Genomic DNA, 25,615 nt, shown 5'->3' on the forward strand with positions numbered 1-25,615 from the left:
ACAGGTTAAAATGGAAAGTTCCACAGTTGCCGAATTGGCCAGCTGCATTGAGAAATTTGCCCCTTTGCGGCTTCAAGAGTCCTACGATAACTCAGGACTTCAAGTTGGCTCTCGATCAATGGTGGTTAATTCTGTTTTGCTTACGGTGGACATCACCCTTGAAGTTCTCGAGGAGGCAATTGCCAAAAAAGTGAATATGATTATTGCCCACCATCCCGTTATTTTTACTGGCCTTAAGCGAATTACTGGTGAAAGTGAGGTGGAGGAAATCGTATATAAGGCCGTTAAGCACAACATTGCCCTTTATGCTTCACACACAAACCTTGACAGTGCTGCCGGAGGGGTGAGCCATAAAATGGCTGAAAAAATTGGGCTAACGGAAATCTCTGTATTGGAACCAGCTGAATCAAAATTGGTCAAGATAGTTGTATACGTGCCTGTTATTTTTGTTGAAAAGGTTAGGGCTGCGATGTTTGAGGCAGGAGCAGGCAGTATTGGAAACTACGATTCTTGCAGCTTTACTTCCCGCGGTGAAGGAACTTTTCGAGCAGGCGAAAACGCAAACCCATTTGTGGGAAATGTTGGGCAAAGGCACGTTGAGCAGGAAGTCAGGCTTGAGTTAGTATGCCCTGAATATCTAGTTCAGAATGTAATATCAGCCATGTTGGTTGTGCATCCATACGAAGAGGTGGCATACGATATCTATTCACTTGAAAATAAGGATACTCGTGTAGGACTGGGCGTGATAGGTAGTTTACCACAAGCGATTCCACCTGCGGAATTTCTTCAGTTGGTTAAAAAAGTATTTGGTGCTGAATGTTTGCGCTACACCAGCCCTGTTAAGCATAGCATTCAGCGAGTTGCCCTTTGTGGAGGTAGTGGTTTTTCGTTGCTTCCCAAAGCCATAGCAGCGAAGGCCGATGCCTACATTACTGCTGATATTAAGTATCACAATTTTTTTGATGCCAGGGGTAAGCTGCTGCTCGTGGATATTGGGCATTTTGAGAGTGAACAATTTTCTTTGGAAATAATTTCTAGCCTTTTAAAGAAAAAATTCGCTAATTTTGCCGTTTATATTGCAGAAAAAAATTCAAACCCGATAAATTATTTATAGGCCGTATGGTGACAGACAAAGGTAAGGTTGCTGAATCCAATGAACTTTCGGTTTCCGACAAGCTCAAAGCATTATATGATCTTCAGATCATCGATTCACAAATCGATAGGATCAAGCTGCTAAGGGGAGAACTTCCTCTTGAGGTGCAGGATTTGGAAGACGAAATTGAGGGTCTTGAGACCAGAATAAAAAACTTGGACCAGGAGGTGACAACGCTTGACACCTCTGTTACCAAAAAACACCAGGAAATTGCCAACTCTCAGGAACTTATTAAGAAGTATGAGGAGCAGCAAAAACACGTTAGGAATAATCGTGAGTTTGACTCTTTGAATAAGGAGATAGAGTTCCAAAATCTGGAGATTGAACTTTGTGAAAAGCGAATTCGAGAGTTTACTATTCAATCTAAGGACAAGCGTAAGTTAATGGAGGATTCTCAAGCGCTCCTGGACGAACGGAGGATTGACCTTACGAATAAGCAAAACGAACTCAATGAGATTGTTTCCGAGACTCAAAAGGAGGAAGACTCCCTTGGCGAACGGTCGGAAGCATGTCAGCGCTTAATTGAGCCAAGATTGCTAACTGCGTATAAGCGCCTTCGTACCAACGCAAGAAACGGGTTGGCTGTAGTAACAGTAAAGCGCGATGCATGTGGTGGCTGCTTCAACAAAATTCCACCTCAACGTCAGATGGATATTCGTCTTGGCAAAAAGGTTATCGTTTGCGAATACTGTGGTCGCGTGTTGGTTGATGATTCCATAACCGGTGAAGACGCATACTAGCCTACCGCATAAAGCACAAAAAAAGGGAATTCAAACGAATTCCCTTTTTTTGTGCTTACAATAGTGTTGACTACCAGCTTCCACCAGCGCCACCGCCGCCAAAGCTGCCGCCGCCACCGCCTGAGAATCCGCCACCAAATCCACCTCCACCTCCGCCGAAACTACCGCTTCCAGAACTGAAGTTTCCAAAGCTGCTGGCTCCCAGTAACATCCAGAATGGTAGTGAGCTGCCTCGCGAGGAGAAAGTCTTTCCACTGCTGCCACCCCGCCGTCCGAGAAGAAGCATAAAAATGAGTAGGCCAAAGAATAGAATGGCACCAAATGCACCACCTGATTTGCTCTTCTTTTCACCTTTGTAGAGTCCCGACGCAAGGGCGATAATGGTATTTGTACCTTGGTCGATTCCCTCGTAGTATTTTCCCTCCCTAAAGGCAGGGAGAATTTGTTGCTCAATAATTCTTCTCGACATGGCATCGGTAATCACCCCCTCCATGCCGTAGCCCGTGGCAATAAATACTTGACCTTTTCCTTCCTCGTTTTTTGGCTTTATGAGCAGCAGAATTCCATTGTCTTTTCCCTTCTGACCGATACCCCACTTCTGACCCATTAAAGCAGAATATTCTGCTATATCCTGACCATCAAGTGTATTCACGGTAACCACGTATATCTGAGTTGAGGTAGTATCGTGGTAGTTACGCAGCTTACCCTCCAGCGCATTTTGCTCTTGAGCGTTCAGCAAACCTGTAAAGTCGTTCAGCAGCCTTGGAGGCGACATTGGATCTGGAATTTGCTGTGCAAAAGATGTATGTATGCCTCCCAAAACGAGAATGAAAAGCAATCCAAGAATTTTTAGTTTTCTCATCGTTTTGGTTTTAAGAAAATGAAATATCGTCGGGAAGTTCATTGACGTCATCCTGCTGGTAAGGGAAGTGAACCTTGAGCTGCTCACCTGCCTTTAGAATTCCACCAACAAGCCCCTCGGTAAGCTGACCGTCTTTAAATGCCTCGGCCATCTCCAGCTTTATTGCATCCCAAAAATGGGTACCCGTTTTGGCGTTAATTCCGGCATCGCCAAGAATGGCAAACTTGCGGTGCTCAAGCGCGAGGTAGAATAGTACCCCGTTGCGCAGCTCCGTTTTGTGCATTTTTAGTTTGGCAAAAACCGTTGCAGCCCTGTCCAGCACCTCACCCTTGCACCTATTTTCGATGTGCACCCGTACTTCTCCAGACGAATCCTTTTCAGCGTGCTTAATGGCTTCCACTATCCGTTGCTGATCTTCCTGCGAAAAGAAGTTCTTTGCTTTCATGGCTTAGAATTGAACCTTAGGTGGTTGGGCAGCTGTCTTGTCGGCTTCAAAGTATGCTTTCTCCTCAAATCCAAACGATCTGGCAAAAAACAGATTCGGGAAGCGTTTTATGTAAGTGTTGTAGATTCGAGCAGCATCATTAAAATTACGACGCTCTACTGCAATTCTGTTTTCGGTACCTTCGAGTTGCGATTGTAAATCAAGAAAACTTTGGTTTGCCTTTAGGTCGGGATACCGCTCTACGGTAACCATTAGGCGTGAAAGTGCACCGCTAAGTTCTCCCTGCGCTTGCTGGAATTGCTGCATCGATTGTGCATTCAATTTGGAGGGGTCAATGGTAACTTGCGTAGCCTTTGCCCTAGCCTCAATTACTGCAGTAAGCGTGCTCTTCTCAAAATCGGCATATCCCTTTACCGTGTTTACAAGATTTGGTATTAGGTCCATTCTTCGCTGATATTGATTTTCCACATCAGACCATGCCTTGCTTACAGACTCGTTGTAGGTAACCATTTGGTTGTAACCATTCTTAACCCACATAAAGAGTATGATTACCAATAATCCAATTGCGGCCAGAATAATCCAAGATTTTTTCATGTCAACGTTATTTTCGTTTATATCATTTTTACTTTACCTCGCAATGTGCTTACCACAACGCTCTGGTAAATGCAACGCTCCGGTTTTGTAGTGGAGGTTGTTATGGAGCTAAGGTATCAAAAAGTATGCAATTATTTTTGCACCCGTTCTTAATGCCGTAGTGGCTGAAATTTTGGCCATTTGTTTTAACTTTGCTCCTCCAAGAGCATAAATTTAAATCGATTTCGACATGACCAGAGATGAATTTCAGCACCTGATTCTTCAAGGGATTCCGGACACGCTACCTTCGCCTAAACCTTACGATCCTTCCATAAATCATGCACCTAAGCGCAAGCATATCCTTTCGAGAGAGGAGCAGAAGTTGGCGCTAAAAAACGCCTTGAGGTACTTTCCAACAAAGCACCATGCCGTTTTGGCACCGGAGTTTGCCAAGGAGCTGGAGGATTATGGACGAATCTACATGTATCGGCTTCGTCCAGATTACAAAATCTACGCTCGACCAATTTCCGATTACCCACATAAGTCCATTCAGGCTGCCTCCATTATGCTCATGCTGAGCAATAACCTTGACTATGCCGTGGCGCAGCATCCTCACGAGTTGATTACCTATGGTGGAAACGGTGCGGCATTTCAAAATTGGGCGCAGTATCTGCTTACCATGCAGTATTTGGCCGAGATGACCGACGAGCAAACCTTGGTTTTATACTCTGGTCATCCCATGGGGCTTTTCCCCTCGCATAAAGATGCTCCACGAGTGGTCGTAACTAACGGTATGGTTATTCCAAACTATTCATCGAAGGACCATTGGGAGAAGTTTAACGCACTTGGCGTTTCGCAGTATGGGCAAATGACCGCAGGATCATTTATGTATATTGGTCCGCAGGGAATTGTGCATGGAACAACCATTACAGTGCTTAACGCAGCCCGCAAGCGAATGAAGGCGGGAGAAACTGGTATTGGTGGCAAGCTGTTTGTCTCCTCCGGATTGGGAGGAATGTCGGGCGCTCAACCGAAGGCCTCGGTTATTGCTGGCGTTGTAGGAGTGGTGGCAGAGGTTAATCCAAAGGCTGTTCATACCCGTTTTTCGCAGGGCTGGGTGGATGAGGTGTTTACCAATCTCGACGAACTGGTGCCAAGAATAAAAAAAGCGGTTGCAGGCAAGGAGACCGTTTCCATCGCCTATCAGGGAAATATTGTTGACCTGTGGGAGAGGCTTGCTGCCGATAAGGTTAAGGTGGATCTTGGGTCGGATCAGACTTCGTTGCACAACCCTTGGTCGGGTGGGTACTACCCCATTGACCAGAGTTTTGAGGAGTCGAACCGAATGATGGCCGAGGAGCCGGAAACCTTTAAGCAAAAGGTTGAAGAGACGCTGCGCCGTCATGTTGTTGCCATCAATAAGTTGGTTGACAACGGCATGTATTTCTTCGATTATGGAAACGCCTTCCTGCTGGAGGCAAGCAGGGCAGGTGCCGATATTTTAAATAGCAAAGGCGATTTCAGGTATCCTTCCTACGTTCAAGATATTATGGGCCCCATGTTTTTCGACTATGGATTTGGTCCGTTCCGTTGGGTTTGCACCTCAGGTGATCCCAAGGACCTTGAGGTTACCGATCGACTTGCTGCCACGGTTTTAGAGGAAATCTACCAGAGCGCACCGTCTGAAATCAAAACGCAGCTGGCAGATAATATTCATTGGATTAAGGAGGCTGGCAAGAATAAGATGGTTGTTGGATCGCAAGCAAGGATTCTATATGCCGATGCTGAAGGAAGAATTAAGATAGCCGAAGCATTTAACAAGGCTATTTCCAAGGGTGATATTTCAGCACCCGTTGTGCTTGGTCGCGACCACCATGATGTTTCTGGTACCGATTCTCCCTACAGGGAGACTTCAAACATTTATGATGGCTCCAGCTTTACTGCCGATATGGCAGTGCAGAATGTTATTGGCGATTCATTCCGTGGCGCAACTTGGGTTTCTATCCACAATGGTGGTGGCGTTGGATGGGGCGAGGTAATTAACGGTGGGTTTGGGATGACGCTTGATGGCTCTGCCGATTGCGATAGGCGCCTAAAACTTATGCTGCTGTGGGATGTAAATAACGGAATCGCTCGAAGGAGCTGGGCTCGTAACGAAGGTGCTGTATTTGCCATTAAGCGCGAAATGGAACGAACGCCTCAGCTTAAGGTTACTTTACCCAACCTCACCGATGACGATTTAATTGACAAACTCTTTTAATGCTCATATTGTAGGCCCCGTCAGAATAATATGACGGGGCTTTTCCTATATTTACTCCATGAGAAATTTTGTGCTTGCGGGGGTTACGTGCCTCCTTTTCATTGGGACTTCGTGCGTTAAGGACAATGTTTCAGACAATGGAACCATTTATGGACTTTGGAATGCTAAAGATATTCTCAGTTCCTACCGTTCTCCAACCACTTACATTGTTTCCGTTGACCGGGATGATATAGATACTTCGGTTATTAATGTTTCGAACCTTTACGGCATTAATGGAAATGGTGGTGGATATGATGGATTTGTGTCGTGCAGTAGAAGTGGAAATACTTTAACAATTTTCAACTGTTCCCTTACAGGATACCACTTTACCGGCACAGGAACATATGATGAGGCTGGTAGAAAGATAACATGGAACTATACTGTTTCCACTCCCGAAGTTCAGAACGATCAGGTTTACACTGAATTTACGAGAAACTAATCTTCGAAGAAGAGGTTGTAGATGCGCTCAAGTGGTTGACGAACTTCTCCAAGAGAGAATCGTCCAGCCTTTCTTATTTGTTCTTTGCCATCGAAGAAAACCACCAGCGTTGGTGCAGAGAAAATTCCCATAGGTCCCGAAAGTTCGGGATGATCTGGTAACGAGATGTGAAAGGCTTCTATCTTAGGAAAATCTGCAGCCATCTCCTTGACCTTTGGTAGAAGCGCGTGGCACGAAACGCAGTCGTTGGTTGTGAAATAGACCAAGCAAGCCTCCTTGCTGGTGAAGAATTCGGGTGTTATCTTTTCGCTTACCGTTATCATGGTATTTAAAATGATTTGTTGTGAAGCATTACTAAGGTGCATCCAATTACAACTTCTATGCCAGCCTCTCGCGCAAGCTTAAAGAGTTCCCCATTTTCAGTACCTGGGTTAAAAATTATTCTATTTGGCTTAAGTGATAAAATGTAGTGGTAGTATTCTTTCTGCCTCTCAGGATTAAGGTAAAGCGTGACAGTGTGGATATTGCTCAGTTCGGGCAGTCCCTTTTTTATTTCAACGCCAAACGCCTCCCCTTCCTTTGCCCCAATGGCTGCGAATTCAAATTGGTGCTCATGGAGCGACTTCATGGCGAGGTATGAAAATCGTTCCTTACGCATACTAGCGCCGAGCACTAAGGTTCTCCCCATAAGTTATTATTGTGCGTTGTAGATTATAACAACGGCATACGCCTCAATCCCCTCCTCTCTTCCAACAAACCCCAATTTTTCTGTAGTAGTGGCTTTTATCGAAATATCCTCCTCGTCCACAGCTATAATGTTGGCCAATGTTTTAACCATTTTTGGGATGAAGTCTTTTATTTTCGGCTGTTGAAGTGCAATCACGCAGTCGATGTTGCCGACGGTGTAGCCTTTTGCTCTTACCAAAGCCATAACCTTCGTCAATAAAATTTTGCTATCGATACCTTTGAATGTTGAATCAGTATCCGGAAAGTGAATTCCAATATCGCGTAATCCGGCAGCACCAAGAAGTGCATCGCAAATGGCATGGATTAAAACATCACCATCGGAGTGGGCTTCGCAACCTTGATGGTGAGGTAATAAAATGCCACCCAGCCAGAGCGGAAGGCCGGGGGCGAGGCGATGTACATCGTATCCATTACCAATTCTAACGTTCATACCCTATCTTCTGGATTTAACGCTGTTCGACTCCAGTTCGAAAATTAATGAAAACCTTACGGTGTTGGAAAGTGGATTGTTTCGTCCACTCGATGGAACAAGGTAAGCAAAATCGAGCGTGAGAATATTATACTTTAAACCTGCTCCAAAAGTGTAGTACTTTCTATTCCCCTTCATTGCGCTTTCGTGGAAATAACCGCCTCTTACAAAGAACTGATTGGAGTATGCATATTCCAAGCCAATGGAGTAAGTAATCTCTTTAATCTCTTCCGACATACCACCAGGTGCATCATAAAAGGATTGAAAAATCCCCTTGGTTATAGAAACATCGTTATTCATTCCCTGAACTATTGCACCTGTTGAGTCAACAATAGGAGGAGTTGGTACAAGCAACTTATTTAGGTCTAAGGTTCCTGAAATCTTGTTGTAATCGTCCATGTTAAGGGTAAGCCGGCCACCAACGCGTAAATTCATTGGAAGAAAATCTTTCTTTTGATCTTGGTTGTAGGATAACTTTGAGCCAATGTTGGAAATGTTGATACCAAAGGCCATTTGCCCTGTTTTGTCTGCTAGGTGTACGCCATTTTGGTAGTATACTGAAATGTCAGATGCAAATGCTTGACCGGCACTTGATTGGGTGGTGTTCGAGTATCCACCGGTAAGGTCGGAACGAATGAAACGAAATGCGATGGCTCCAGAAATTGTTTTTCCAAAGAGACGAGAGTATCCAACGTCGAATGAAAATTCATTGGGGCTGAAGTTTTTTACCGTATTACCCACTCCGTCGGTGAAGGTGATGTCGCCAAAGGAGAAGTACCGGAGCGATGCCGAAACGGTTTGGTCTTGTGCAAATCTATAGTAACCAGCGAGGTATGAAAGGTTAATATCGTTAATTAGATTGCGCAACCAAGGTGTGTATGTAAAGCCAATAGCCATGTCACTTTTGGCAAAGGCATATTTTGCAGGATTCCAGTATTGTGAGTTCACATCGGGTGAGGTGGCAACACCTGCATCTCCCATGGAACCTCCGCGGCTGTCGGGAGCTATGGTAAGAAATGGAACTGCAGTTTGTATGGAGTTGGTCGATCCTCCGCCAAGCTGATCCTTTGAGATTGTGCTGCTAGTTTGCGCAAAAAGACTAGTCGAAATTACAACGAAAGCCAGTATTAGCAAGTGTTTCCTGAACATCTTCATAGGTCTGAATTAAGGGTCAAATATAAGGATTTAGATTTAGGGTTCTATTTAAGAATTACAAGCTTCTCGAATTTTTCGGTAGTCTCCCCGGAGGCCGTTCTAACGCGGACCCTGTAAACGTAGGTACCTCTCCCTATATTGTCTCCAAAATCATCTTTTCCATTCCACATGATTGGGCCAACCCGGAGTGAACCAGCCTGAATGTTCAGCTCTTCAATGGTCTTTACCAGTTTACCCGATATGGTAAAAATTTGTATGAGCACGTCAATATTGTCGTTAGGCCGGTTATGCTCAAAGTAGAATGCGGTAGATACTGTAAATGGATTAGGATAATTAAGCACGTGATCGAGGGTGAATTTCTCATCGTTTACAACTTTAAAGGCCAAGGTCTTAATGGACGAGTTGTTGTAGGTGTCCCAGACTTTAAAATTTAAGGTGTAGTCCCCAGGAGCAAGTTTCTCCATTGGATACTCAATTCGACCACTTTGGTAGCTGTCGGTGTTAGCCGTATAGTAATCGTTGAGCGTAATCTTTTCTGCAGTTGGCCCAGTGATATCGGCAATAATGTCGTGGCCGATACCATTGCCAGTGGTGTTAATGCCACTGCTATCCGAAAGAACCGCAATAAGTTTGGGTTTAGAGTTAGTGATACCTCCATCCACAAAATTTTCGTCATTGAGGTATAGATTTACCGTTGGTCCTGTATTGTCAGTCAGAGGATTAGACGAAATGCCACCTACCAATACCTGATCGTAGTATCCCGACCCAATTTGTCCATTAGCCTTTGCCTGAAAATAAAATTTACCCTTTCCTATTTGATATACAATATCTTTGGGAACAATGAATTCCAATTTGAATGTGTTGTTTTTAAGGCTTGCTTTACCTTGGAAGAGCATGCTGTTTCGAGTCGTATATACAAAAGGTGTCCCATTATCGTTGGCAAGGGTTGTAACTTGTTTCTCTTTATCGAAGAGGGTTATGGTTACTGCACTAGCACTGGTGTCCAGCAATGTTCTGGAACTGGGGGCGTTGGTTGAGCCTTCAATTATAACTTTGGATAGAGCCTTAACGGTGTCCTGAAGCGTGAGAGCAATGGCTTTCCCGTTGAGTTTTTCTGGGGTCACAGAAAATTTAGGGTAGGAGAGCATTAGGGCTGGGTCGCCAAGGAGTGAAAAATTTAGCTTATTGGTTCCAGTGCCTGTTAAATTTTTTGTAATTTTTACTAGGTCTCCAAGTCTATCGTATTCCCCTTGACTATTTTTCTCAAATACAGCATGGAAAAAATTGTTATTAAGATCGGTGTTGGAGTTTTCGTATACTAACCTGGTTGTGGAGAGAAGAGCAACTCCACCACCATCGGGGTTTTCCAAAATATACTCACCTGCAGAGGTTCTATGGTAGTCGTCGTAGCGGCTAAATTCACAGGTAGCTGTAATAAAAAGTGGCAGCTTAGTGCTGTTTGTCCATGACATGATGTCGGAAATGGATACAACTCTCTCCTGTGCGAGATATTGCTCGTTTCCATGTCCAGTATAGTTCATGATAAATACTCCCTTGTTTACCCTACGGTTGATGGCTGTTGTAACATCGGGATATCTAGCGCCTGAGGGAGAGTTCACCTGCTGATAAGCATCGAGATATATCTTTTCAACCATATAGTCGGGGTAGGTTGATTCCACAAAGTTTGCGATGGTATCAGCATCTTTCATAAATATATTGTTCTCCTCGTCATCGGCAATAAAGGTTATCTGGTTTTGCCAATCGCCGGGAACTGTTGCTGAAGTATATGTGTAAACCTTGTCGACCATTGTTTCGGCCTCTGTACTGTTGCCAGCAGGGAAACGGCCAATACCAATGTCTAGCAACCCAGTTGATGGCACTTCTCCATTGTCGAGCAATCCATAATAGTCATCGCTTACGTAGGAACTCAATGGATCCAATGAGTTATCGGACTGGTAGGTTAAAATATTGGGACCATCGGGAGGTAGATTCCTATTTTTAAAGGTGCCATCCCCAAAAAGAAGCAGATACCTGAGTTCAGTTGCAGCGGTTGATGGCAATTCTTTGAGGTATTTCATGTAATTTCTGATGGCCGCAACATCCGACTTTCCACCTGAAAATTCATTGTAAATCTGTTGTGGCTCAACTATTAAAACGCTCAATCCATCTCTTGTTCTATGAAGATCGGCAAGTTTCTCGGCCTCAGAAAGGAATTGTGGTGATGAGATGATAATAAGGTTTGCAGAGCCGGTTCCTATAAGGTTTTGATTTTCAACTTTTCCTACTAACGTTGGCTTTTCAAGGTTAGCAACGTTGAATGCAACAAAATCGTTGAGCACAGCGGTACTACTAATTCCGTGGAGTTGGCCTCCGGTAAAGGAAGTCGATACTTGTTCAATGTCGTTGGGGGAGTTAATTTTCCACATGAGGGTGGATGATTCTGCTCCACTTATGGAAAAATCGGTGATGTTTGAACTACCAACAACATTTGGATCTCGAAAAAGCAGAAAAGGGGAGGTTAGATTCAACTTTCTTCGTGCATTCACTTCGAGAAAATCTAGCCATCCTGACGAAGAGGGTGTTGGGCGAGAGTAGGAAACCGTAATGGTTAAAGGAGAGGTGGTGGCATTGAAACTTCCCGTATTATCGATAATGTTGGCCACTGTTGCCGTTTCGCTGGCGTCATTCACCGCATTATGATAGTTTACAATAAATGTATTGCCATTGGCTATGGCTTTAAAGTTGCTTGCGGAGGCCGAGCGTGCAGCCGTTCGTAACCTTACCCTTACAGGTGAGTTTATATCAATATCTGGGAAACTGAAAGAAAAGTCTCTGCTGCTATATATGTCAAAACCTTCTCCAAACCATGTTCGTCCTGAATTTATTAGGTTGGTGTCCTCAATTTCGTGGTAGGCGTAGTCTGCAAATGATGTTGTTGAAATGTTTGCCACTCCAGGATTTGTGGCGTTGATTACTTGTGATGCAGTTCCTTTTGAGTCGGTGAGGTAGTAATAAGTATAGTCGGAATAGTCGTGCAGTTGGTGTGAAAATAGTTGTGTGGTTGAGTTGTAGGTCCAAGTCACCGGTCCCTCCACATAGAAAATAAAATAGTCGCCACTATTAAAAACGTTATCGGTTCCATTGGCAAAGTATACTGGTATTTGCTTCAAGTCAACAGGATAGTTGGCAGTAGGTGCTTTTGTTAGCATTTCTGCCTGGGAACCCCACAGGCTAACTTGGGATGGGTTCGAAAACCCCATTGCTTGCAAATCATCGTATGAAAGCCGAAAAACGCCGGTGGTCGGCACCTTTATCATTTGCCAATTTCCATTGGCAAGCACCGACTGGCTCGAACGTGAGGTCAGCCTCTGGCTACTTGCACTGGCAACCGGAGTAATACTTACCGAAATATTGCACGATAAAAGTTTCTCAATGCTACCACCTTTTCTTCTCAATGGCACAATGCTGACGCAAAGTTTGCTCTTCCCATTTTCTATTGCGATATAGCCTGTTGCTTCAAAGTCGGAAGATAGTTTTTGAGAAGCACCGACGTATTCAGCATAGTTATTTCCAGAAGCAACGGAAGTATTCTTTATTGTAACAACAACTTTTCCAGATAATTTTCCAAAAGGAGATGGCGATAAATAAAACAAGTGGGGAATAGAGTCGTTATATGGGAAATACATACCTTCGAATCGCGGAATCTTTGAGGATGCATTCGAAATAGTTTTGGTGTTTTGAGAATTTTGAACAATTTCGTCGAACCATCTAACTTGAATAGGAATTTCCGTATAAGTTGATTGGGCAAAGCTTGGTTTAACGATCGAGAAAAACAATATAATTGCTGTAATTAGGTACCTCATGGGAATAATTTTATGCAAATAAACAAAATCTTGGTATTTTAGCATACAACTTTACCTCATGAACAAACGCTTACTTTCCTATATTTATTATTGATGAGAGGCATAATGCATTCTATTTGGATATTGTTGATCGTTAGTTTTCTGATGCTTAGCAATGTGAGCATGGGGCAGGACTTCACGTTCGACCAGTTCTATGCAAATAGGATGCGCTTCAACCCTGCCTACGCAGGTTCGGAGTATTATAACCACGTTAGTGCAGTAACGCAGTATCAATATCCAGGATTAGGAAATCCTTATATTACCTATGGCGTGTCCTTCGACACCTATAGAGAGAGCATTCGAAGTGGGTTTGGATTGATGATTACCCGCGACGATCAAGGTGGCGGCTACCTTAGCCGTAACTATGCTGAATTTGCTTATTCGTATCAATTTAAAGTGTCGCATGCAGTGGTTATTCGACCTGCATTACAACTGGGTGTTGGGTATTATCAGGTTGATCCCCGCGGCTTGCACTTCCCTGATATGTATGACAATATGGGAGGTATTGCAAACTCCAATGATTATGTGGCTCAAACCAGCATGCTTTATGATTTTGCCGCTGGAGCGATAATGTCCTATCATCGTTTTTTTGCCGGAGTTGCCGTTCATCACATGCTAGAGCCTGTTGAATTCAATACAGCCGTCGGTGGATTTGTCCTCCCTCGAAGAATCACCATTCATGCCGGTAGTGAAATTCCGATTGAGAGCGGGAGCCGATTTCGATACCGAAAAAAGTATGGGCATACGCGCATTGGTCGCGTTTCGGCTTATCCTACTGCAGTTATCGAAATACAGGATGGTCAAACACGCGCCCAGCTGGGAGGACTTTTAGCCATGGAGTCTGCTTATGTGGGCGGTTACATTCGAAAAACATTTCCCAACGGTGATTTTCGCACCACCTTTATTTTTGGAATCTATTCAGACAGCTATAACTTTGGCTACAGCTTCGATCTGGGCTCTCTAAATGGGAAAATATTTGGCTTTAACTCTAGCATTCACGAGGTAACCTTAACCTTGAAAATGGAGTATAAAAAGCAGAAAAGAAAATTTTGGTGGCAGCGTAAAGCAATATTTGGACCAGAATTTTAGTTATTGTTGAAAAATAATTGCTAATATATTCCTTGCTACTTGTTATTATTTTTTAAATTTGAGCGGTGTTGTAAGATTAACCTCCAAGCATCTAAAATTGTTACCTATGAAATTCAGGTTTAGTTTTCTACCTCTTTTTGCCGGTTCTATGTTAATGGTTTCTGGCTGTGGAATCCTCGGTGGTGGGGGCAGTAGCGAAACATCTCCTACTACTGGTTGGCGATACAATAGCTACGATAATGGTGGATTTGAAGTTAAAACTAACTACCAACAAGAGGCGGGTCCTGGCCTTGTATTTATTGAGGGAGGTACCTTTACCATGGGAAGGGTAGAGCAAGACGTAATGTACGATTGGAATAATATGCCACGTCGGGTTACCGTTGCCTCTTTCTATATGGACCAGACTGAAGTTAGGAATGTGGACTACAGGGAATATCTCCATTGGATTCGTCGTGTGCTGGTTTCCTATCCTCAGGTATATCGCAATGCTTTGCCCGATACGCTTTGCTGGAGAACCAAAATGGGATTCAATGACCCATATGTTGAAACCTATTTCCGTCACCCTGCATATAATGAATACCCTGTAGTTGGTGTTAACTGGTTGCAAGCCGAAGATTATTGCAAATGGCGTACTGACCGTGTGAATGAGCAGCTCCTTGTGGACGCTGGAATTCTTGAATTTTCGCTTGATCAGAAGGATGCCGACAACTTTAATACAGAGGCTTACCTTGCTGGCTTATACGTTGGTACAGTTAAAAGAAACTTACCTAGTCTTGACCCCAACGCTAAGGAGGGTCGTCCTGTAACTTTTGAGGATGGAATTCTTCTTCCACGGTATCGCCTTCCAACCGAGGCAGAGTGGGAATATGCTGCTCTTGGTTTGATTGGTAACACATATGAAGAACGCCTTACCGATAGAAAGTTATATCCTTGGAATGGTCATAACGTTAGGAACTCGGACGTGAAGTATCGTGGTCAGATGATGGCTAACTTTCGCAGAGGTCGTGGTGACTATATGGGAACCGCCGGTTCTTTGAACGATAATGCCTCCATTCCTGCTCCTGTTAAATCATACTGGCCCAACGATTTTGGTCTTTACAACATGGCCGGTAACGTAAATGAGTGGGTACTAGATGTATACCGTCCACTATCGTTTCAGGATGTTGATGAATTCCGTCCTTTTAGAGGTAACGTTTTTAAGGAGGTTAAGCGTGATGAGGAGGGCCGAATTGTGGAAAAGGATAGCATTGGACGCTTGATTTACCAAAATGTTAAACCTGAAGAAGTTGCTGGTAGAACCAACTATAACAAGGCAGATTACCGTAATTACCTTGATGGAGATTTGGCTTCTAGCATCGACTATGAAAGTATAAACGATATGACTCAGCCAGAAGATTCTGGGTCTTCAAGAATGTACTATCAAGGTGTTTCTAGGTCAAAAAATAAACCTAACGATGGTATGGCTTCTCTGATTAATGACCATGTTAGAGTTTATAAAGGTGGTTCATGGAAAGACAGAGCTTACTGGTTAATTCCCGGTACTCGTCGTTATCTGAATGAGAAATCTTCTACTGACGACCTCGGTTTCCGTTGTGCAATGGAGAGCGTAGGTAGCCCGTCAGGTAAAGGAGGTAAAAATAAAAAATAGAATCTGAATAGGTTGAAAGATAAAATAGACCCCATTTGTAATGGGGTCTTTTACTTTGGGAACATGGAGAATATTGAAAAAATATACAGTTTCTTAGTAAATGGAGGTAAAGCTGTTATCGATAGCCGATTGGTTGAGGAGGGTGATGTTTTTTTTGCTCTGAAAGGTGAAACCGTAGATGGAAATCTCTTTGCCAAGGAGGCACTTGCAAAGGGAGCTGCCATTGCAGTTATTGACAATCCTTCACAAGCAGCAGAAGGTGCAATATTAGTTCCCGATTCACTCAAATGCCTTCAGCGGGTTGCGCATTATCATCGCAAGCAACTAGGTATACCAGTATTAGCAATTACTGGGAGCAATGGGAAAACAACAACCAAAGAGTTGCTTAGCGCTGTGCTGAGCAAGAAATTCTTTGTTACTTTTACCAAGGGAAATTTAAACAACCATATAGGTGTACCGCTCACCATTCTTTCATTTGACCGCAATAGTGAGTTTGGCGTTGTGGAGATGGGGGCCAACCATAAACGTGAGATCGGTGAACTAGCTGAGATTGCCGAGCCCGATTATGGCATTATTACCAATATTGGAAAAGCCCATTTGGAAGGTTTTGGCTCGGTTGAAGGGATTATGGAAGGGAAAGGTGAACTCTACGACTTTTTAAGTAGACACGGCGGCCTCGCCTTTTACAATGCTGATAGCACTCTTTTATCCAAAATGGTTAGTACCCGCACAAAAATGAGAACTTTGCCATATTCAAAGGAAGTATTAGGTGCAACTGTGGTGGATTCACCCGCAGAATCACCCTATCTTTGTGTTGAGATTGAGGATATTGGCTTGGTAAATACTCATCTCTTTGGCGATTATAATGTGGAGAATATACTTGCCGCCGCTTCAGTAGGACGCTACTTTGGCATTGCAAATAGAATGATTAAGGAGGCGATTGAGGGTTTTGTACCGAGCAATAATCGGTCACAAATTGCCAAAACAGCTCACAACATAGTATTGCTCGATTGTTATAATGCAAATCCTTCAAGCATGCGTTCGGCACTTGCTGGAGTGGTACAAGTCGATCATCCAAGCAAGGTTGCTATTTTGGGAGATATGCTTGAATTAGGTAATTTCTCCTTGGCAGAACATAAGGAGATGGTTGAACTTGCTCTGCAATGTGGGTTTCAAAAGATTCTCCTAGTGGGGCCAATGTTTACAAAAGCTTCTGAAGGTATTTCCCTTCTAAGCTTTAATAGTTACAAGGAGTTGGAGAAACATTTGGAGGAGATGCCCGTTATTAACTCATTTGTATTAGTAAAAGGTTCTAGAGGAATTCAACTGGAGCGTATATTTGATAAACTTTAAAATATTGTAATGGAACACGGTAATAGAACGATGGATCCCCTGGTGGGTAGGTTGATGGGTTTGCGCTACAAGTCTCACCCTTGGCATGGAATAAGTTTGGGGAAGACAGCTCCGAATGTTGTTGCCGCTTTCATTGAGATGGTGCCAACCGATACGGTTAAGTATGAAGTCGATAAGGTTACTGGTTACTTAAGGATTGATAGACCTCAAAAATACTCAAATGTAATTCCAGCCCTCTATGGATTTTTGCCACAAACATACTGTGGTGATTCAGTGGCTCAACTTAGTCGGGAACGTTTAAACAATGAAAAGATAAATGGAGATGGTGATCCTCTTGATGTTTGCATCCTAACTGAGAAAGTGATTACTCACGGCGATATAATCGTAGATGCAAAACCTATTGGTGGTTTTCGTATGATTGATGGTGATGAAGCAGACGATAAGATAATTGCCGTTCTTAACAATGATGCAGTTTACGGCAGCTACACCGATATTCAGGATGTTCCAACATTGGTTATCGATAGGTTACGCCATTACTTCCTTACTTACAAGGATCTGCCAGGCGAAAAGCGCAATTGTGAAATCACCCATGTCTATGGAATTGAGGAGGCTCATGAAGTAATTCGAAGGGCAATGGAGGACTATACTAAGCGGTTCAGTAACTTGGAATCGATGCTCTACCTCTAGGAGTTGTCGTCACAACAACTAAATAAAAGAGGTCGCATCATAGAATGCGGCCTCTTTTATTTTGGAGTATACATACCTTTTAAGGGAGAACCCTAGATGTAAAGGTAGCGTTTGATTTTTTGTGTAGGTGTTTTTTCAAATGGCTCAGATTGAATTACAACAACTGAAAGCCGTGATGAACGATTTACCTGATTGTTGACGTAGGCCTGAAGTTCAGCAAGCACTTCATCAACTTTTCTCTCCATTTCCTGCTGGAAATTTGCTGCAGCCATCTTCATTTCCTGATATTTCTGCTCAAACTCCATCTGATTTAGATTAACCTTGGCAATCAACTTTCCCTTCATTTCGTAAACAAGCGAATCCATTACCAGCTGATGTCGATTAAGGATGGCCTCAATATCTTCTGGGTAGATGTTCTCTCCATTGGGACCAAGAATTATATTTTTTAATCTACCGCAAATATATAGGTAGCCATTGGGCTGTAACTTTCCAAGGTCCCCAGTCTTCAACCAGCCTTCAGGGGTAATCAACTCATTGGTAAGCTCTGGTAATTTGTAATACCCCTTCATAATATTCCTTCCTCTAGCCCATATCTCACCAATTCCAGTTTTGGGATCAGGATTGCTGATCTTAATCTCTTGGTTTTGGACGACTTTTCCGGTAGAAAATAGCTTTGTTTCGCGAGGTGGTGAGCCGGCTATTAGCGGTGCCGCTTCGGTCATGCCGTAGCCAATGGAGTAGGGGAATTTGGCTTCCTTTAAAAATTGTTCAGTTTTGCCATCAAGCTTAGCTCCTCCAACGCCAAAAAATCTAATTCTACCGCCAAATTTTTGTTTCAACTCTTTGCCTGCCAAACGGTGCATTAGTTTTCGTCCAAGTATTGTGCTGTAGAGTGTCCGCTTCAAACGGCTATCGGTAAGCTTTGGCTTAATACCATTCTTAAAAATCTTCTCCATAATCAGTGGAACCGTAAGCATGGTAGTGGGTCTAATCTCTGCCATTGCTGGAATTAGGGTCGATGCTGTGGGTGGCTTGCTCAAATAGTGTATGGTTGAACCAGCTACCATTGGTAACAAAAGACCGATGGTAAACTCATAAGCATGAGCTAATGGCAATACCGAGAGGAAAACATCATCGATGTTAATATCCTGAACCGTAAAGCACCCACTGGTATTGTGGATAAAGTTGTCATGCGTAAGCATTACTCCTTTAGGGGTACCTGTTGTTCCAGATGTATAGATGATAGAGGCAATATCGGAGGGTAAAACTTGCTTCTCTACTGTTTTTGTTCCGACGAGAGAGGTGTGCCTAACGATCTCACATTCAGTAATTTCAAAAATTGAAAGTGGTAAGGTTTTGTCAATCTTGGGTAGCTGCTTAGTAGAAACTATAATTCCCTTGGCTTCTGAATGATTCGTGAGAAGCGAAACTTCATCGGATGTAAAATCTGGCAGAATGGGTACCGCTGTGGCATCGCTTAGGATTACTGCAAAGTAGGCAATTGGCCAAAATGGATTATTTTCGGAGAGAATTACAACTTTATCATTTTTACCTATTCCCGTTTCCCTTATTTTTTCAGCAAGATTGAGTGTCAACCTTTTTGCTTCAGAGTAAGTTATGCTAAGCCCTTGGTCGTTATTCAAAAATGGCTTGTCAGCAAACTTGTTTGATGAGAATAGGAAGGCTTCTTTTAGGTTTGAGAAAGTTAAGGCTTGCATAGGCTAAATGAAAAGTAATTTTACTAATTGTAGACCTAAAAGTTCGCTATTTATTGAAGTAATTGATGGATGAAAATGTTTTTTTCTTTTTCAGGAAGAAGTCATATACGATACTTCCTCTAAAAATTTGCTTATGAAGGGTATTGCGCCTCGGATGGGCAAGTTCTTTTCTAAGCCTTTTATAGTAAATGGAATGCTTGTAAAAATCCCAGTAGGCCTTGATTATAGCAGTAAAGAAGCCAACCTTACCTGTTAATAGGAAAACCATGGCCGAGGCCATATCCATAAAAATACGGAAGAATAGGGTGGTTACTAAAAGACCAGATGGTAGGTTCTTTACTAAAAGTATGAGGTTGTTTCTATAGTTAAAGAAAAGTTTTCGAGGATTGTTGTTGGGAAGTGTGCCTCCACCGACATGATATACAGTAGAATCTGGCACAAACATTATAGAATATCCCAGATTTTTCAGCCTCCAGCATAGATCAATCTCCTCCATGTGGGCAAAAAAGAACTCGTCGAACCCACCAGCTTCCTTAAATGTGGAAGCTCGAACCATCATACAGGCACCCGTTGCCCAAAAGATTTCGCATTGGGTATTGTATTGCCCATTGTCCTGTTCAACCTTGCTAAGTATTCTTCCACGGCAGAATGGGAAGCCAAACCTATCGATAAATCCACCAGCTGCGCCCGCATATTCAAAGTAGGTAGGGTGGTCGTATGATAGAATTTTTGGCATACAAGCAGCTACCTCTGGCCGCTGGTCCATCAGCGCAAGCATTGGCTCAAGCCATCCTTCAGTTGGATTAACGTCTGAGTTTAGGATGAGGTAGTACTCTGCTTCAACTTCCCGAAGGGCTTTGTTATAACCACCCGTGAATCCATAATTCTTGTCCAGCTCAATTGTTTTTACCTCAGGATAGGTGGCTTTTAACCAGGCTACTGATTCGTCGGATGAGCCATTGTCGGCCACAACAACTTCTACACCCGGAATATTCGCGGTTCGGACAACTTCCGGGAAGAATTTCTTGAGAAACGAAATTCCATTCCAATTAAGTATTACTATTGACAGCTTTTCCATGGCTTTAGGTTGCAGTTGGACGTTTATGCTTCCACCGACGATGCGACCAGAGCCAGTATTCCGGTTGCTGACGGATAATTCTTTCAAGTATTCTTACGTGTTGTTCTGTTATTTCAAATGGTTTTGTATCCTTAGAGTTTTCAGATACAGGGATGGCCTCAACGTTGTATTTGCCTCTTTTTATTTTCTGAATATGAAGAAAGACAACGGGATACCCCATCTTTTGAGCAATTCGCTCAACTCCAGTAAATACCCCTGTTTCCTGATTCAAAAAGGTGGTCCAGTAATGAATTTGGCTCTCTGTGGGTGATTGGTCGGCAACGAATAAGGAGAGAGTAGGCTGATTCTGTGCATGGTATCGAATGAGGGTTCTTACCGTATCCTCCATAGAAACCGCTTTTACACCGAACCGTTCCCTTGTTTCAATGAAAAAATTATCGAAGTATTTGTTGGTTAGTGGTTTATAAATTCCAAATACCTGAAAACTAGATTTTTGTTGATAGATAGAAAGTACCTCCCAGTTGCTATAGTGCCCCGTAACGCAAATTATGCTTTTACCTTGCTTACGGTAGTTCTCCATGATTTCAGGGTTGGAGAAGGAGACGATCTTTTTCATTTTCTTCTCACTGATGTGTCTAAGTATGGCCGATTCAAGCGTTAAGTCACACAAATGGTGGTAAAATTTTTTCTCAATGGCTCGTAGTTCTACCTTGCTTTTCTCGGGGAATGAGTTGGCCAAGTTGTTGCGTACCACCTTTATTCTATAGCCCGCAACATAGTATACAATCAAGAAAAGAAAGTCGGAAATGGCATAGAGTACTCTCAATGGTAGAAGACCAAGTATCCATGTTAATGCGAAAAACAACCAAAAAGCAATTCTCACGATAAGTAGTTTTGTGCCTGCAGCAAGTTAAATATTCGTAGTTAGTTTCAAAAGATCGCCACTAAATAGTTTTTGTACTGCCAGTATTTAGCTTAAATTTCTGCGAAGAAGCCTTGAATCTTTGCAAGAGACTCCTTAAATACGTTGGCGTTTGCAGCAATAATTTGTTTGTTGAATATATAATTATTTCCCCCACTAAAATCACTTACTTTTCCACCTGCCTGCTCAACAATGAAAGCTCCAGCTGCAACATCCCATGGTTGAAGACTATACTCATAAAAAAGTTCAAACCTACCTGCTGCTACATAAACTAAGTCTGTGGCTGCTGATCCCAATCTGCGGATGCCGTGCGATTCTTGCATGAAAAATTCAAGAGAATCTTGGTAGGACTTCATCTTTGAAAAGTCGTAGTAAGGAAATCCCGTTGCAACGAGGCTTTCGTTGATGGTAGTTGCAGCCGATACCTTAATTTCTTTTCCATTGAGGTAGGCGCCACTGCCTTTCCATGCATAGAAGCACTCGTTGAGCGAGCATTCCAGCACCACGCCAACCACCACGCTATTCTCGTGCATGAGCGCCACACTTATTGCATAAGGTGAAATGCCGTGAACAAAATTGGTCGTTCCGTCTAGTGGGTCGATAATCCATTGATATTCTGCATTTACATGCTCCACAGTACCCTCTTCGGCTAAGAAAGAGGCTTCAGGCATAATTTCGTGCAGCCCTTTCACCAGCATCTTTTCAGAGGATTTATCAACATATGACACAAAGTCATGTAGGCCTTTAACCTCCACCTTGCTCATGGTGAAAGTTGCTTTTTCCCTTTGGATAAACTGGCTTACTTCTTCTTCAAGGGTGATAACTTGGCGGCAAATGGATTCAAAGTTCATGGTCTTGTTATTTCGATGGTTGCAGTTCCAATATTGGTGGTTCCAATGAGCTTGGCGGGAACAATGGTGTTTGCCATGTTTTTAATAAATGGGGCTTCAACAAGAATGTAATTTTCGGTATAGCCAAGCATTTGGTCTCCCTTACGTCGTGCTTCAAACAGCACGTTAACTGCTCGTCCAAGGTTGTCTTGGTAAAACTGCCGATGCAGCTTGTCAGAAAGATTTTGGAGCAGGTGTGTCCTTCGGCTAATTTCGGTTGAGGAAACCCTCTCGGGCATTAACTCTGCTGGGGTATTGGGCCTTACCGAATATGGGAAAATATGCAGAAAAGAGACGTTTAACATTTCAAGGAGGTTGTAGCTGTCCATGAAGTCGGCGATACTCTCTCCCGGAAATCCTACTATTACGTCGATTCCAATAAATGCCTCTGGAATTGCACTTTTAATTTCCAAAATCTTTGCCGCGAATTGCTCCCGAGTATATCGGCGCCTCATGGCCTTTAGTATATTGTTGGAACCTGACTGTAGTGGAATATGAAAGTGAGGTAAAAATTTTGAGGATTGGGCAACGTGGCCTATAATTTCTGATGTTAACAAATTTGGCTCAATTGAGCTAATCCTATACCTCTCAATGCCATCAACTATTTCAAGTTCTTGGATAAGATTCAGAAAGGTCTCGCTGGTTGTTTGGCCAAAATCTCCAATGTTGACTCCAGTAAGAATGATTTCTTTAACTCCTCTTGTCGCAATCGCCATAGCCTCACTGACAATCTGTGCTATGGGTAAATTCCTGCTTTTCCCTCGGGCAAGAGGAATGGTACAGTAACTACAGTGGTAGTTGCATCCGTCTTGAACCTTAAGGAACGATCGGGTGCGATCGGCGGAAGAGTATGCTGGGAAAATGGTCTCAACTGTTTCTATGTTGCAGCTGTATATGTCAGTGTTACCACTATTATTTGAATTAAGTAGGTGAAATATGTTCCCCTTTTCTGAGGCTCCAACTACTATATTTACCCCTTCAATGGCCGCTAATTCGTTGGGGTTGAGCTGAGCGTAGCATCCGGTAACCACTACCTTGGCGTTGGGCGATTGGCTGATTAGTTTTCTAATAGCTTGGCGGCATTTCTTGTCAGCATGTTCAGTTACCGAGCAGGTGTTGATAACATATACCTCGGCGATAGAGGAGGGAGGCACGCGACGATATCCATTCTCCTCAAATTCCCTTGCAATGGTTGAGGATTCTGAAAAATTCAGTTTGCAGCCAAGCGTGATAAAAGCCACCCTTTTATTTGGGTTAGAAGCCATTCAGTAATACAAATTGATACAGGGTGACAAATGTACTACTTTTTTAGTCGTTCAATTTTAGCATTTAGCTTATTCTTGTCCTTCTTAAACTCTTTATAGAGCTTTTTAGCAATACCGTCGGATACACCAATGGTGGGAACAATTATGTTTTTGGAACCTAACCATCCTGAAACCGACAAAAAAAGTTGGGTGGCAGGAACTATAACATCGGCTCGGTCCGGATTCAGACCAAGGTCGGAAACACGCTCTTCGTAGGTGAGTTGGGTTAACTTTTTAAAAAGACTTTTTAGCTCCAAGGGGTCGATGATGTTTTGATCTTTTTTGCCCAGCATTCGGCTAATCTTATTTATATTACCACCTGAACCGATAATGTCGACCTGTCCAAAGTCAGCTTTAATCTCTTTTACCCAAGCTTCCAGAATGTTCCATTTTTCTTTAGGAACTTGCTTATTCAAGAGCCTTAGCGTTCCAATGTTAAATGATCTTGAACGTTTGACTTTTTTATCAATAAAAAGGGAAAGTTCCGTGCTTCCACCACCAACATCCATGTATAGGTATGGCTTGGCGTTGATAACTTTATCGGTGATTTGGTTTGAGTAGATAATCTTCGCCTCTTCTTTTCCGTCTATTATCTCAATCTCAACCCCGCTCTCAATCAATATGCGTTGGGCAATTTCTTCTCCATTTTGGGCTTCACGCATGGCGGAGGTGGCACAGGCTCGGTATGCCTCAACCTCATTTACCAACATAAGGTGCTTAAAGGCTAGCATTAATCTCGTTAGACGATCTGCGTTTCTATCGCTTATCCTATGCACGGTAAAGGCATCCTCTCCAAGTCTAACCGGCATGCGGATTAAAGCAGATTTTTTAAATTCTGTTTTCCCTTTATTTTCAACTACATTGGTAAATAGCAGACGAACTGCATTTGAGCCAATGTCTATTGCGGCAAATTTGTGTATTTCCAATATTTCTCAGTTTTTTTAGTCCTCTGAAATATGCCTATAATACTTGCGTAGCTCTAATTGTGATCGAAAAGGCGGTCGGTTGTCGCTGCCTTTATAGCTATTGGTCTGGTTCTCATCAATGATTCTTGCTTTCTGATTATCCATCAAACCATAAAGTACAACAGTTTTAAGTTCATCTTTTAGGCGTGGATCAAAAATAGGGGCTGCAACCTCCACTCTACGGTCGAGGTTTCTACTCATCCAGTCTGCGGAGGATATGTAGCACAGCTCGTTACCGTTATTAGCAAAAATGAGGATTCTTGAGTGCTCTAAAAATCTGTCTATAATGGAAACAACTTCAATGTTTTCGCTCAGGCCTGGTAGGTTTGGTATTAGCGCACAGACACCCCTAACGACCAACCTTATTTTCACCCCTGCATTATTGGCTTCATACAGCTTATCTATAATGACCTCGTCAACTAAGTTGTTTATTTTGCCAAGGATATAGGCTGGTTTTCCCTCCATGGCATTCTCAATTTCTTTGTCTACAAGAGACAAAAGTCGCTTACGCATGTGGTTTGGAGATACCAGCAAGTGCCTGTATGGTAGCACTCGGTATGGATGTTCCAGAAAGGTGAAAACCCGCTCAACCTCCGAAGTTATTCGCCCATCAGAGGTAAGCAAGGTGATATCGGTATAGACATTGGCGTTTCCTTCGTGAAAGTTTCCTGTGCTCACCGATGCATAGCGCATGAGTTTGTTGCCTTCCTGGCGGGTAATAAGGGTCATCTTACAATGCACCTTCAGTGCTGCCACGCCAAAAAGCACGTTTACGCCCGCCTCCTCCATTTTTTCGGACCAATAAATATTTGATTTTTCGTCGAAACGAGCCTTGAGCTCTACCATGGCGGTCACCTCTTTCCCGTTTTGTGCAGCGTTAATCAATGCACTAATAACTTTCGACTCGGTAGCTACTCGGTACAGCGTTATCTTTATTGACTTTACTTCCGGGTCAATGGCTGCCTCTTTCAGCAATCGAATGTAGTAGGAGAAGTTATGGTAGGGATAATGGAGCAGTAGATCCCTCTCTTTCATTACTTGTAGAATGGACTTATTCTTGTCTAAAACAGGAATAGGAACGGACTTAAGCGGCTCATATACCAAACTCTTTTTCCCAAGATTCGGGAATTTAAGGAAGTCTTTAAAGTTATGGTATCTACCTCCAGCAATTACCATG

23 protein-coding genes are annotated in these 25,615 nt (G+C 43.0%); 8 read left to right on the top strand and 15 right to left on the bottom strand.

The genetic code is table 11. The annotated features are described in order from the left end of the window. Positions 1 to 10: 10 nt before the first annotated feature. Both VMW01_15150 and VMW01_15155 read left to right on the top strand, forming a co-directional pair. Positions 11 to 1,114 carry a Nif3-like dinuclear metal center hexameric protein gene (locus VMW01_15150; GenBank protein ID HUW07583.1) on the top strand — a complete coding sequence of 368 codons (1,104 nt, stop codon included), beginning with the start codon at positions 11 to 13 and terminating at the stop codon, positions 1,112 to 1,114. Between the two features lie 5 nt (positions 1,115 to 1,119). Beyond that, on the top strand, positions 1,120 to 1,893 hold the full coding sequence (locus VMW01_15155; GenBank protein HUW07584.1) for a C4-type zinc ribbon domain-containing protein: 774 nt from the start codon (positions 1,120 to 1,122) through the stop codon (positions 1,891 to 1,893). A 70-nt stretch (positions 1,894 to 1,963) separates the two neighbouring features. On the opposite strand, the gene VMW01_15160 is transcribed toward VMW01_15155, so the two are convergent. From VMW01_15160 to VMW01_15170, 3 genes are read right to left on the bottom strand one after another with little or no spacing between them, the layout of a single operon-like run. Beyond that, positions 1,964 to 2,755, bottom strand: coding sequence for a TPM domain-containing protein (locus VMW01_15160; GenBank protein ID HUW07585.1), 792 nt, complete (start codon positions 2,753 to 2,755; stop codon positions 1,964 to 1,966). A gap of 10 nt (positions 2,756 to 2,765) precedes the next feature. Beyond that, entirely contained in the window at positions 2,766 to 3,200 is a 435-nt protein-coding gene (locus VMW01_15165; protein ID HUW07586.1) for a TPM domain-containing protein, read from the bottom strand. Positions 3,201 to 3,203: 3 nt separating this feature from the next. Then, on the bottom strand, positions 3,204 to 3,794 hold the full coding sequence (locus VMW01_15170) for a LemA family protein (protein HUW07587.1): 591 nt from the start codon (positions 3,792 to 3,794) through the stop codon (positions 3,204 to 3,206). Positions 3,795 to 4,023: 229 nt separating this feature from the next. Between VMW01_15170 and VMW01_15175 the strand changes: the two genes are divergently transcribed. Then, a complete protein-coding gene (locus VMW01_15175) occupies positions 4,024 to 6,033 on the top strand; it encodes a urocanate hydratase (GenBank protein HUW07588.1) in 2,010 nt (669 codons plus the stop codon). A gap of 58 nt (positions 6,034 to 6,091) precedes the next feature. Then, positions 6,092 to 6,511 (top strand): hypothetical protein, encoded by a 420-nt coding sequence (locus VMW01_15180; protein HUW07589.1) that lies wholly within the window; start codon positions 6,092 to 6,094, stop codon positions 6,509 to 6,511. Here the strand turns inward: VMW01_15180 and VMW01_15185 are convergent. The 5 genes from VMW01_15185 to porU are packed head-to-tail and all read right to left on the bottom strand — an operon-like array spanning position 6,508 to position 12,745. Further along, complete coding sequence (locus VMW01_15185; GenBank protein HUW07590.1) at positions 6,508 to 6,834, bottom strand: thioredoxin family protein; 327 nt, start codon at positions 6,832 to 6,834, stop codon at positions 6,508 to 6,510. The two genes, VMW01_15180 and VMW01_15185, sit on opposite strands and share 4 nt — an antisense overlap. Before the next feature lie 5 nt (positions 6,835 to 6,839). Then, entirely contained in the window at positions 6,840 to 7,199 is a 360-nt protein-coding gene (locus VMW01_15190; GenBank protein HUW07591.1) for a CoA-binding protein, read from the bottom strand. A gap of 6 nt (positions 7,200 to 7,205) precedes the next feature. After that, complete coding sequence (ispF, locus tag VMW01_15195) at positions 7,206 to 7,688, bottom strand: 2-C-methyl-D-erythritol 2,4-cyclodiphosphate synthase (protein ID HUW07592.1); 483 nt, start codon at positions 7,686 to 7,688, stop codon at positions 7,206 to 7,208. Between the two features lie 3 nt (positions 7,689 to 7,691). Further along, positions 7,692 to 8,882, bottom strand: a complete 1,191-nt coding sequence (gene porV, locus VMW01_15200) for a type IX secretion system outer membrane channel protein PorV (protein HUW07593.1) — start codon at positions 8,880 to 8,882, stop codon at positions 7,692 to 7,694. Between the two features lie 44 nt (positions 8,883 to 8,926). Further along, positions 8,927 to 12,745 (bottom strand): type IX secretion system sortase PorU, encoded by a 3,819-nt coding sequence (gene porU / locus VMW01_15205; protein HUW07594.1) that lies wholly within the window; start codon positions 12,743 to 12,745, stop codon positions 8,927 to 8,929. Positions 12,746 to 12,838: 93 nt separating this feature from the next. Here porU and VMW01_15210 point away from each other — a divergent pair, with 93 nt between their 5' ends. From VMW01_15210 to VMW01_15225, 4 genes are all read left to right on the top strand, one after another. After that, entirely contained in the window at positions 12,839 to 13,873 is a 1,035-nt protein-coding gene (locus VMW01_15210; protein HUW07595.1) for a PorP/SprF family type IX secretion system membrane protein, read from the top strand. A gap of 106 nt (positions 13,874 to 13,979) precedes the next feature. Next, entirely contained in the window at positions 13,980 to 15,521 is a 1,542-nt protein-coding gene (gene gldJ / locus VMW01_15215; GenBank protein HUW07596.1) for a gliding motility lipoprotein GldJ, read from the top strand. Positions 15,522 to 15,533: 12 nt separating this feature from the next. Continuing rightward, positions 15,534 to 16,874 carry a UDP-N-acetylmuramoyl-tripeptide--D-alanyl-D-alanine ligase gene (gene murF / locus VMW01_15220; protein HUW07597.1) on the top strand — a complete coding sequence of 447 codons (1,341 nt, stop codon included), beginning with the start codon at positions 15,534 to 15,536 and terminating at the stop codon, positions 16,872 to 16,874. A gap of 9 nt (positions 16,875 to 16,883) precedes the next feature. Next, positions 16,884 to 17,561 carry an inorganic pyrophosphatase gene (locus VMW01_15225; protein ID HUW07598.1) on the top strand — a complete coding sequence of 226 codons (678 nt, stop codon included), beginning with the start codon at positions 16,884 to 16,886 and terminating at the stop codon, positions 17,559 to 17,561. Between the two features lie 92 nt (positions 17,562 to 17,653). Here VMW01_15225 and VMW01_15230 read toward each other — a convergent pair whose 3' ends face one another. The 7 genes from VMW01_15230 to ppk1 form a co-directional block, all read right to left on the bottom strand. Continuing rightward, entirely contained in the window at positions 17,654 to 19,279 is a 1,626-nt protein-coding gene (locus VMW01_15230) for an AMP-binding protein (protein ID HUW07599.1), read from the bottom strand. 46 nt (positions 19,280 to 19,325) lie between these two features. Continuing rightward, the gene (locus tag VMW01_15235) at positions 19,326 to 20,357 is read right to left on the bottom strand and encodes a glycosyltransferase family 2 protein (GenBank protein HUW07600.1); all 1,032 of its coding nucleotides are present in this window, start codon (positions 20,355 to 20,357) and stop codon (positions 19,326 to 19,328) included. Between the two features lie 4 nt (positions 20,358 to 20,361). Then, on the bottom strand, positions 20,362 to 21,240 hold the full coding sequence (locus tag VMW01_15240) for a lysophospholipid acyltransferase family protein (protein ID HUW07601.1): 879 nt from the start codon (positions 21,238 to 21,240) through the stop codon (positions 20,362 to 20,364). A 92-nt stretch (positions 21,241 to 21,332) separates the two neighbouring features. Further along, the gene (locus VMW01_15245; GenBank protein ID HUW07602.1) at positions 21,333 to 22,130 is read right to left on the bottom strand and encodes an inositol monophosphatase family protein; all 798 of its coding nucleotides are present in this window, start codon (positions 22,128 to 22,130) and stop codon (positions 21,333 to 21,335) included. Further along, a complete protein-coding gene (gene mtaB, locus VMW01_15250; GenBank protein HUW07603.1) occupies positions 22,127 to 23,434 on the bottom strand; it encodes a tRNA (N(6)-L-threonylcarbamoyladenosine(37)-C(2))-methylthiotransferase MtaB in 1,308 nt (435 codons plus the stop codon). The genes VMW01_15245 and mtaB overlap by 4 nt, the downstream gene beginning before the upstream one ends. Before the next feature lie 35 nt (positions 23,435 to 23,469). Next, complete coding sequence (locus VMW01_15255; protein ID HUW07604.1) at positions 23,470 to 24,399, bottom strand: hypothetical protein; 930 nt, start codon at positions 24,397 to 24,399, stop codon at positions 23,470 to 23,472. A gap of 15 nt (positions 24,400 to 24,414) precedes the next feature. Continuing rightward, a partial coding sequence (ppk1, locus tag VMW01_15260) for a polyphosphate kinase 1 (protein HUW07605.1) occupies positions 24,415 to 25,615 on the bottom strand: 1,201 nt, incomplete at its 5' end.

It is taken from the genome of Williamwhitmania sp. (assembly GCA_035529935.1).
Classification (GTDB): Bacteria; Bacteroidota; Bacteroidia; order Bacteroidales; family Williamwhitmaniaceae; genus Williamwhitmania.

Bases quoted from the DNA above. Each gene is read 5' to 3' on its own strand.
- gldJ (HUW07596.1), top strand. From the start codon at position 13,980: ATGAAATTCAGGTTTAGTTTTCTACCTCTTTTTGCCGGTTCTATGTTA.
- VMW01_15155 (HUW07584.1), top strand. From the start codon at position 1,120: ATGGTGACAGACAAAGGTAAGGTTGCTGAATCCAATGAACTTTCGGTT.
- porV (HUW07593.1), bottom strand. From the start codon at position 8,882: ATGAAGATGTTCAGGAAACACTTGCTAATACTGGCTTTCGTTGTAATT.
- VMW01_15170 (HUW07587.1), bottom strand. From the start codon at position 3,794: ATGAAAAAATCTTGGATTATTCTGGCCGCAATTGGATTATTGGTAATC.
- VMW01_15160 (HUW07585.1), bottom strand. From the start codon at position 2,755: ATGAGAAAACTAAAAATTCTTGGATTGCTTTTCATTCTCGTTTTGGGA.
- VMW01_15235 (HUW07600.1), bottom strand. From the start codon at position 20,357: ATGGAAAAGCTGTCAATAGTAATACTTAATTGGAATGGAATTTCGTTT.
- VMW01_15165 (HUW07586.1), bottom strand. From the start codon at position 3,200: ATGAAAGCAAAGAACTTCTTTTCGCAGGAAGATCAGCAACGGATAGTG.
- mtaB (HUW07603.1), bottom strand. From the start codon at position 23,434: ATGGCTTCTAACCCAAATAAAAGGGTGGCTTTTATCACGCTTGGCTGC.
- VMW01_15245 (HUW07602.1), bottom strand. From the start codon at position 22,130: ATGAACTTTGAATCCATTTGCCGCCAAGTTATCACCCTTGAAGAAGAA.
- VMW01_15185 (HUW07590.1), bottom strand. From the start codon at position 6,834: ATGATAACGGTAAGCGAAAAGATAACACCCGAATTCTTCACCAGCAAG.
- VMW01_15225 (HUW07598.1), top strand. From the start codon at position 16,884: ATGGAACACGGTAATAGAACGATGGATCCCCTGGTGGGTAGGTTGATG.
- VMW01_15210 (HUW07595.1), top strand. From the start codon at position 12,839: ATGAGAGGCATAATGCATTCTATTTGGATATTGTTGATCGTTAGTTTT.
- VMW01_15190 (HUW07591.1), bottom strand. From the start codon at position 7,199: ATGGGGAGAACCTTAGTGCTCGGCGCTAGTATGCGTAAGGAACGATTT.
- VMW01_15180 (HUW07589.1), top strand. From the start codon at position 6,092: ATGAGAAATTTTGTGCTTGCGGGGGTTACGTGCCTCCTTTTCATTGGG.
- VMW01_15175 (HUW07588.1), top strand. From the start codon at position 4,024: ATGACCAGAGATGAATTTCAGCACCTGATTCTTCAAGGGATTCCGGAC.
- ispF (HUW07592.1), bottom strand. From the start codon at position 7,688: ATGAACGTTAGAATTGGTAATGGATACGATGTACATCGCCTCGCCCCC.
- VMW01_15150 (HUW07583.1), top strand. From the start codon at position 11: ATGGAAAGTTCCACAGTTGCCGAATTGGCCAGCTGCATTGAGAAATTT.
- porU (HUW07594.1), bottom strand. From the start codon at position 12,745: ATGAGGTACCTAATTACAGCAATTATATTGTTTTTCTCGATCGTTAAA.
- VMW01_15230 (HUW07599.1), bottom strand. From the start codon at position 19,279: ATGCAAGCCTTAACTTTCTCAAACCTAAAAGAAGCCTTCCTATTCTCA.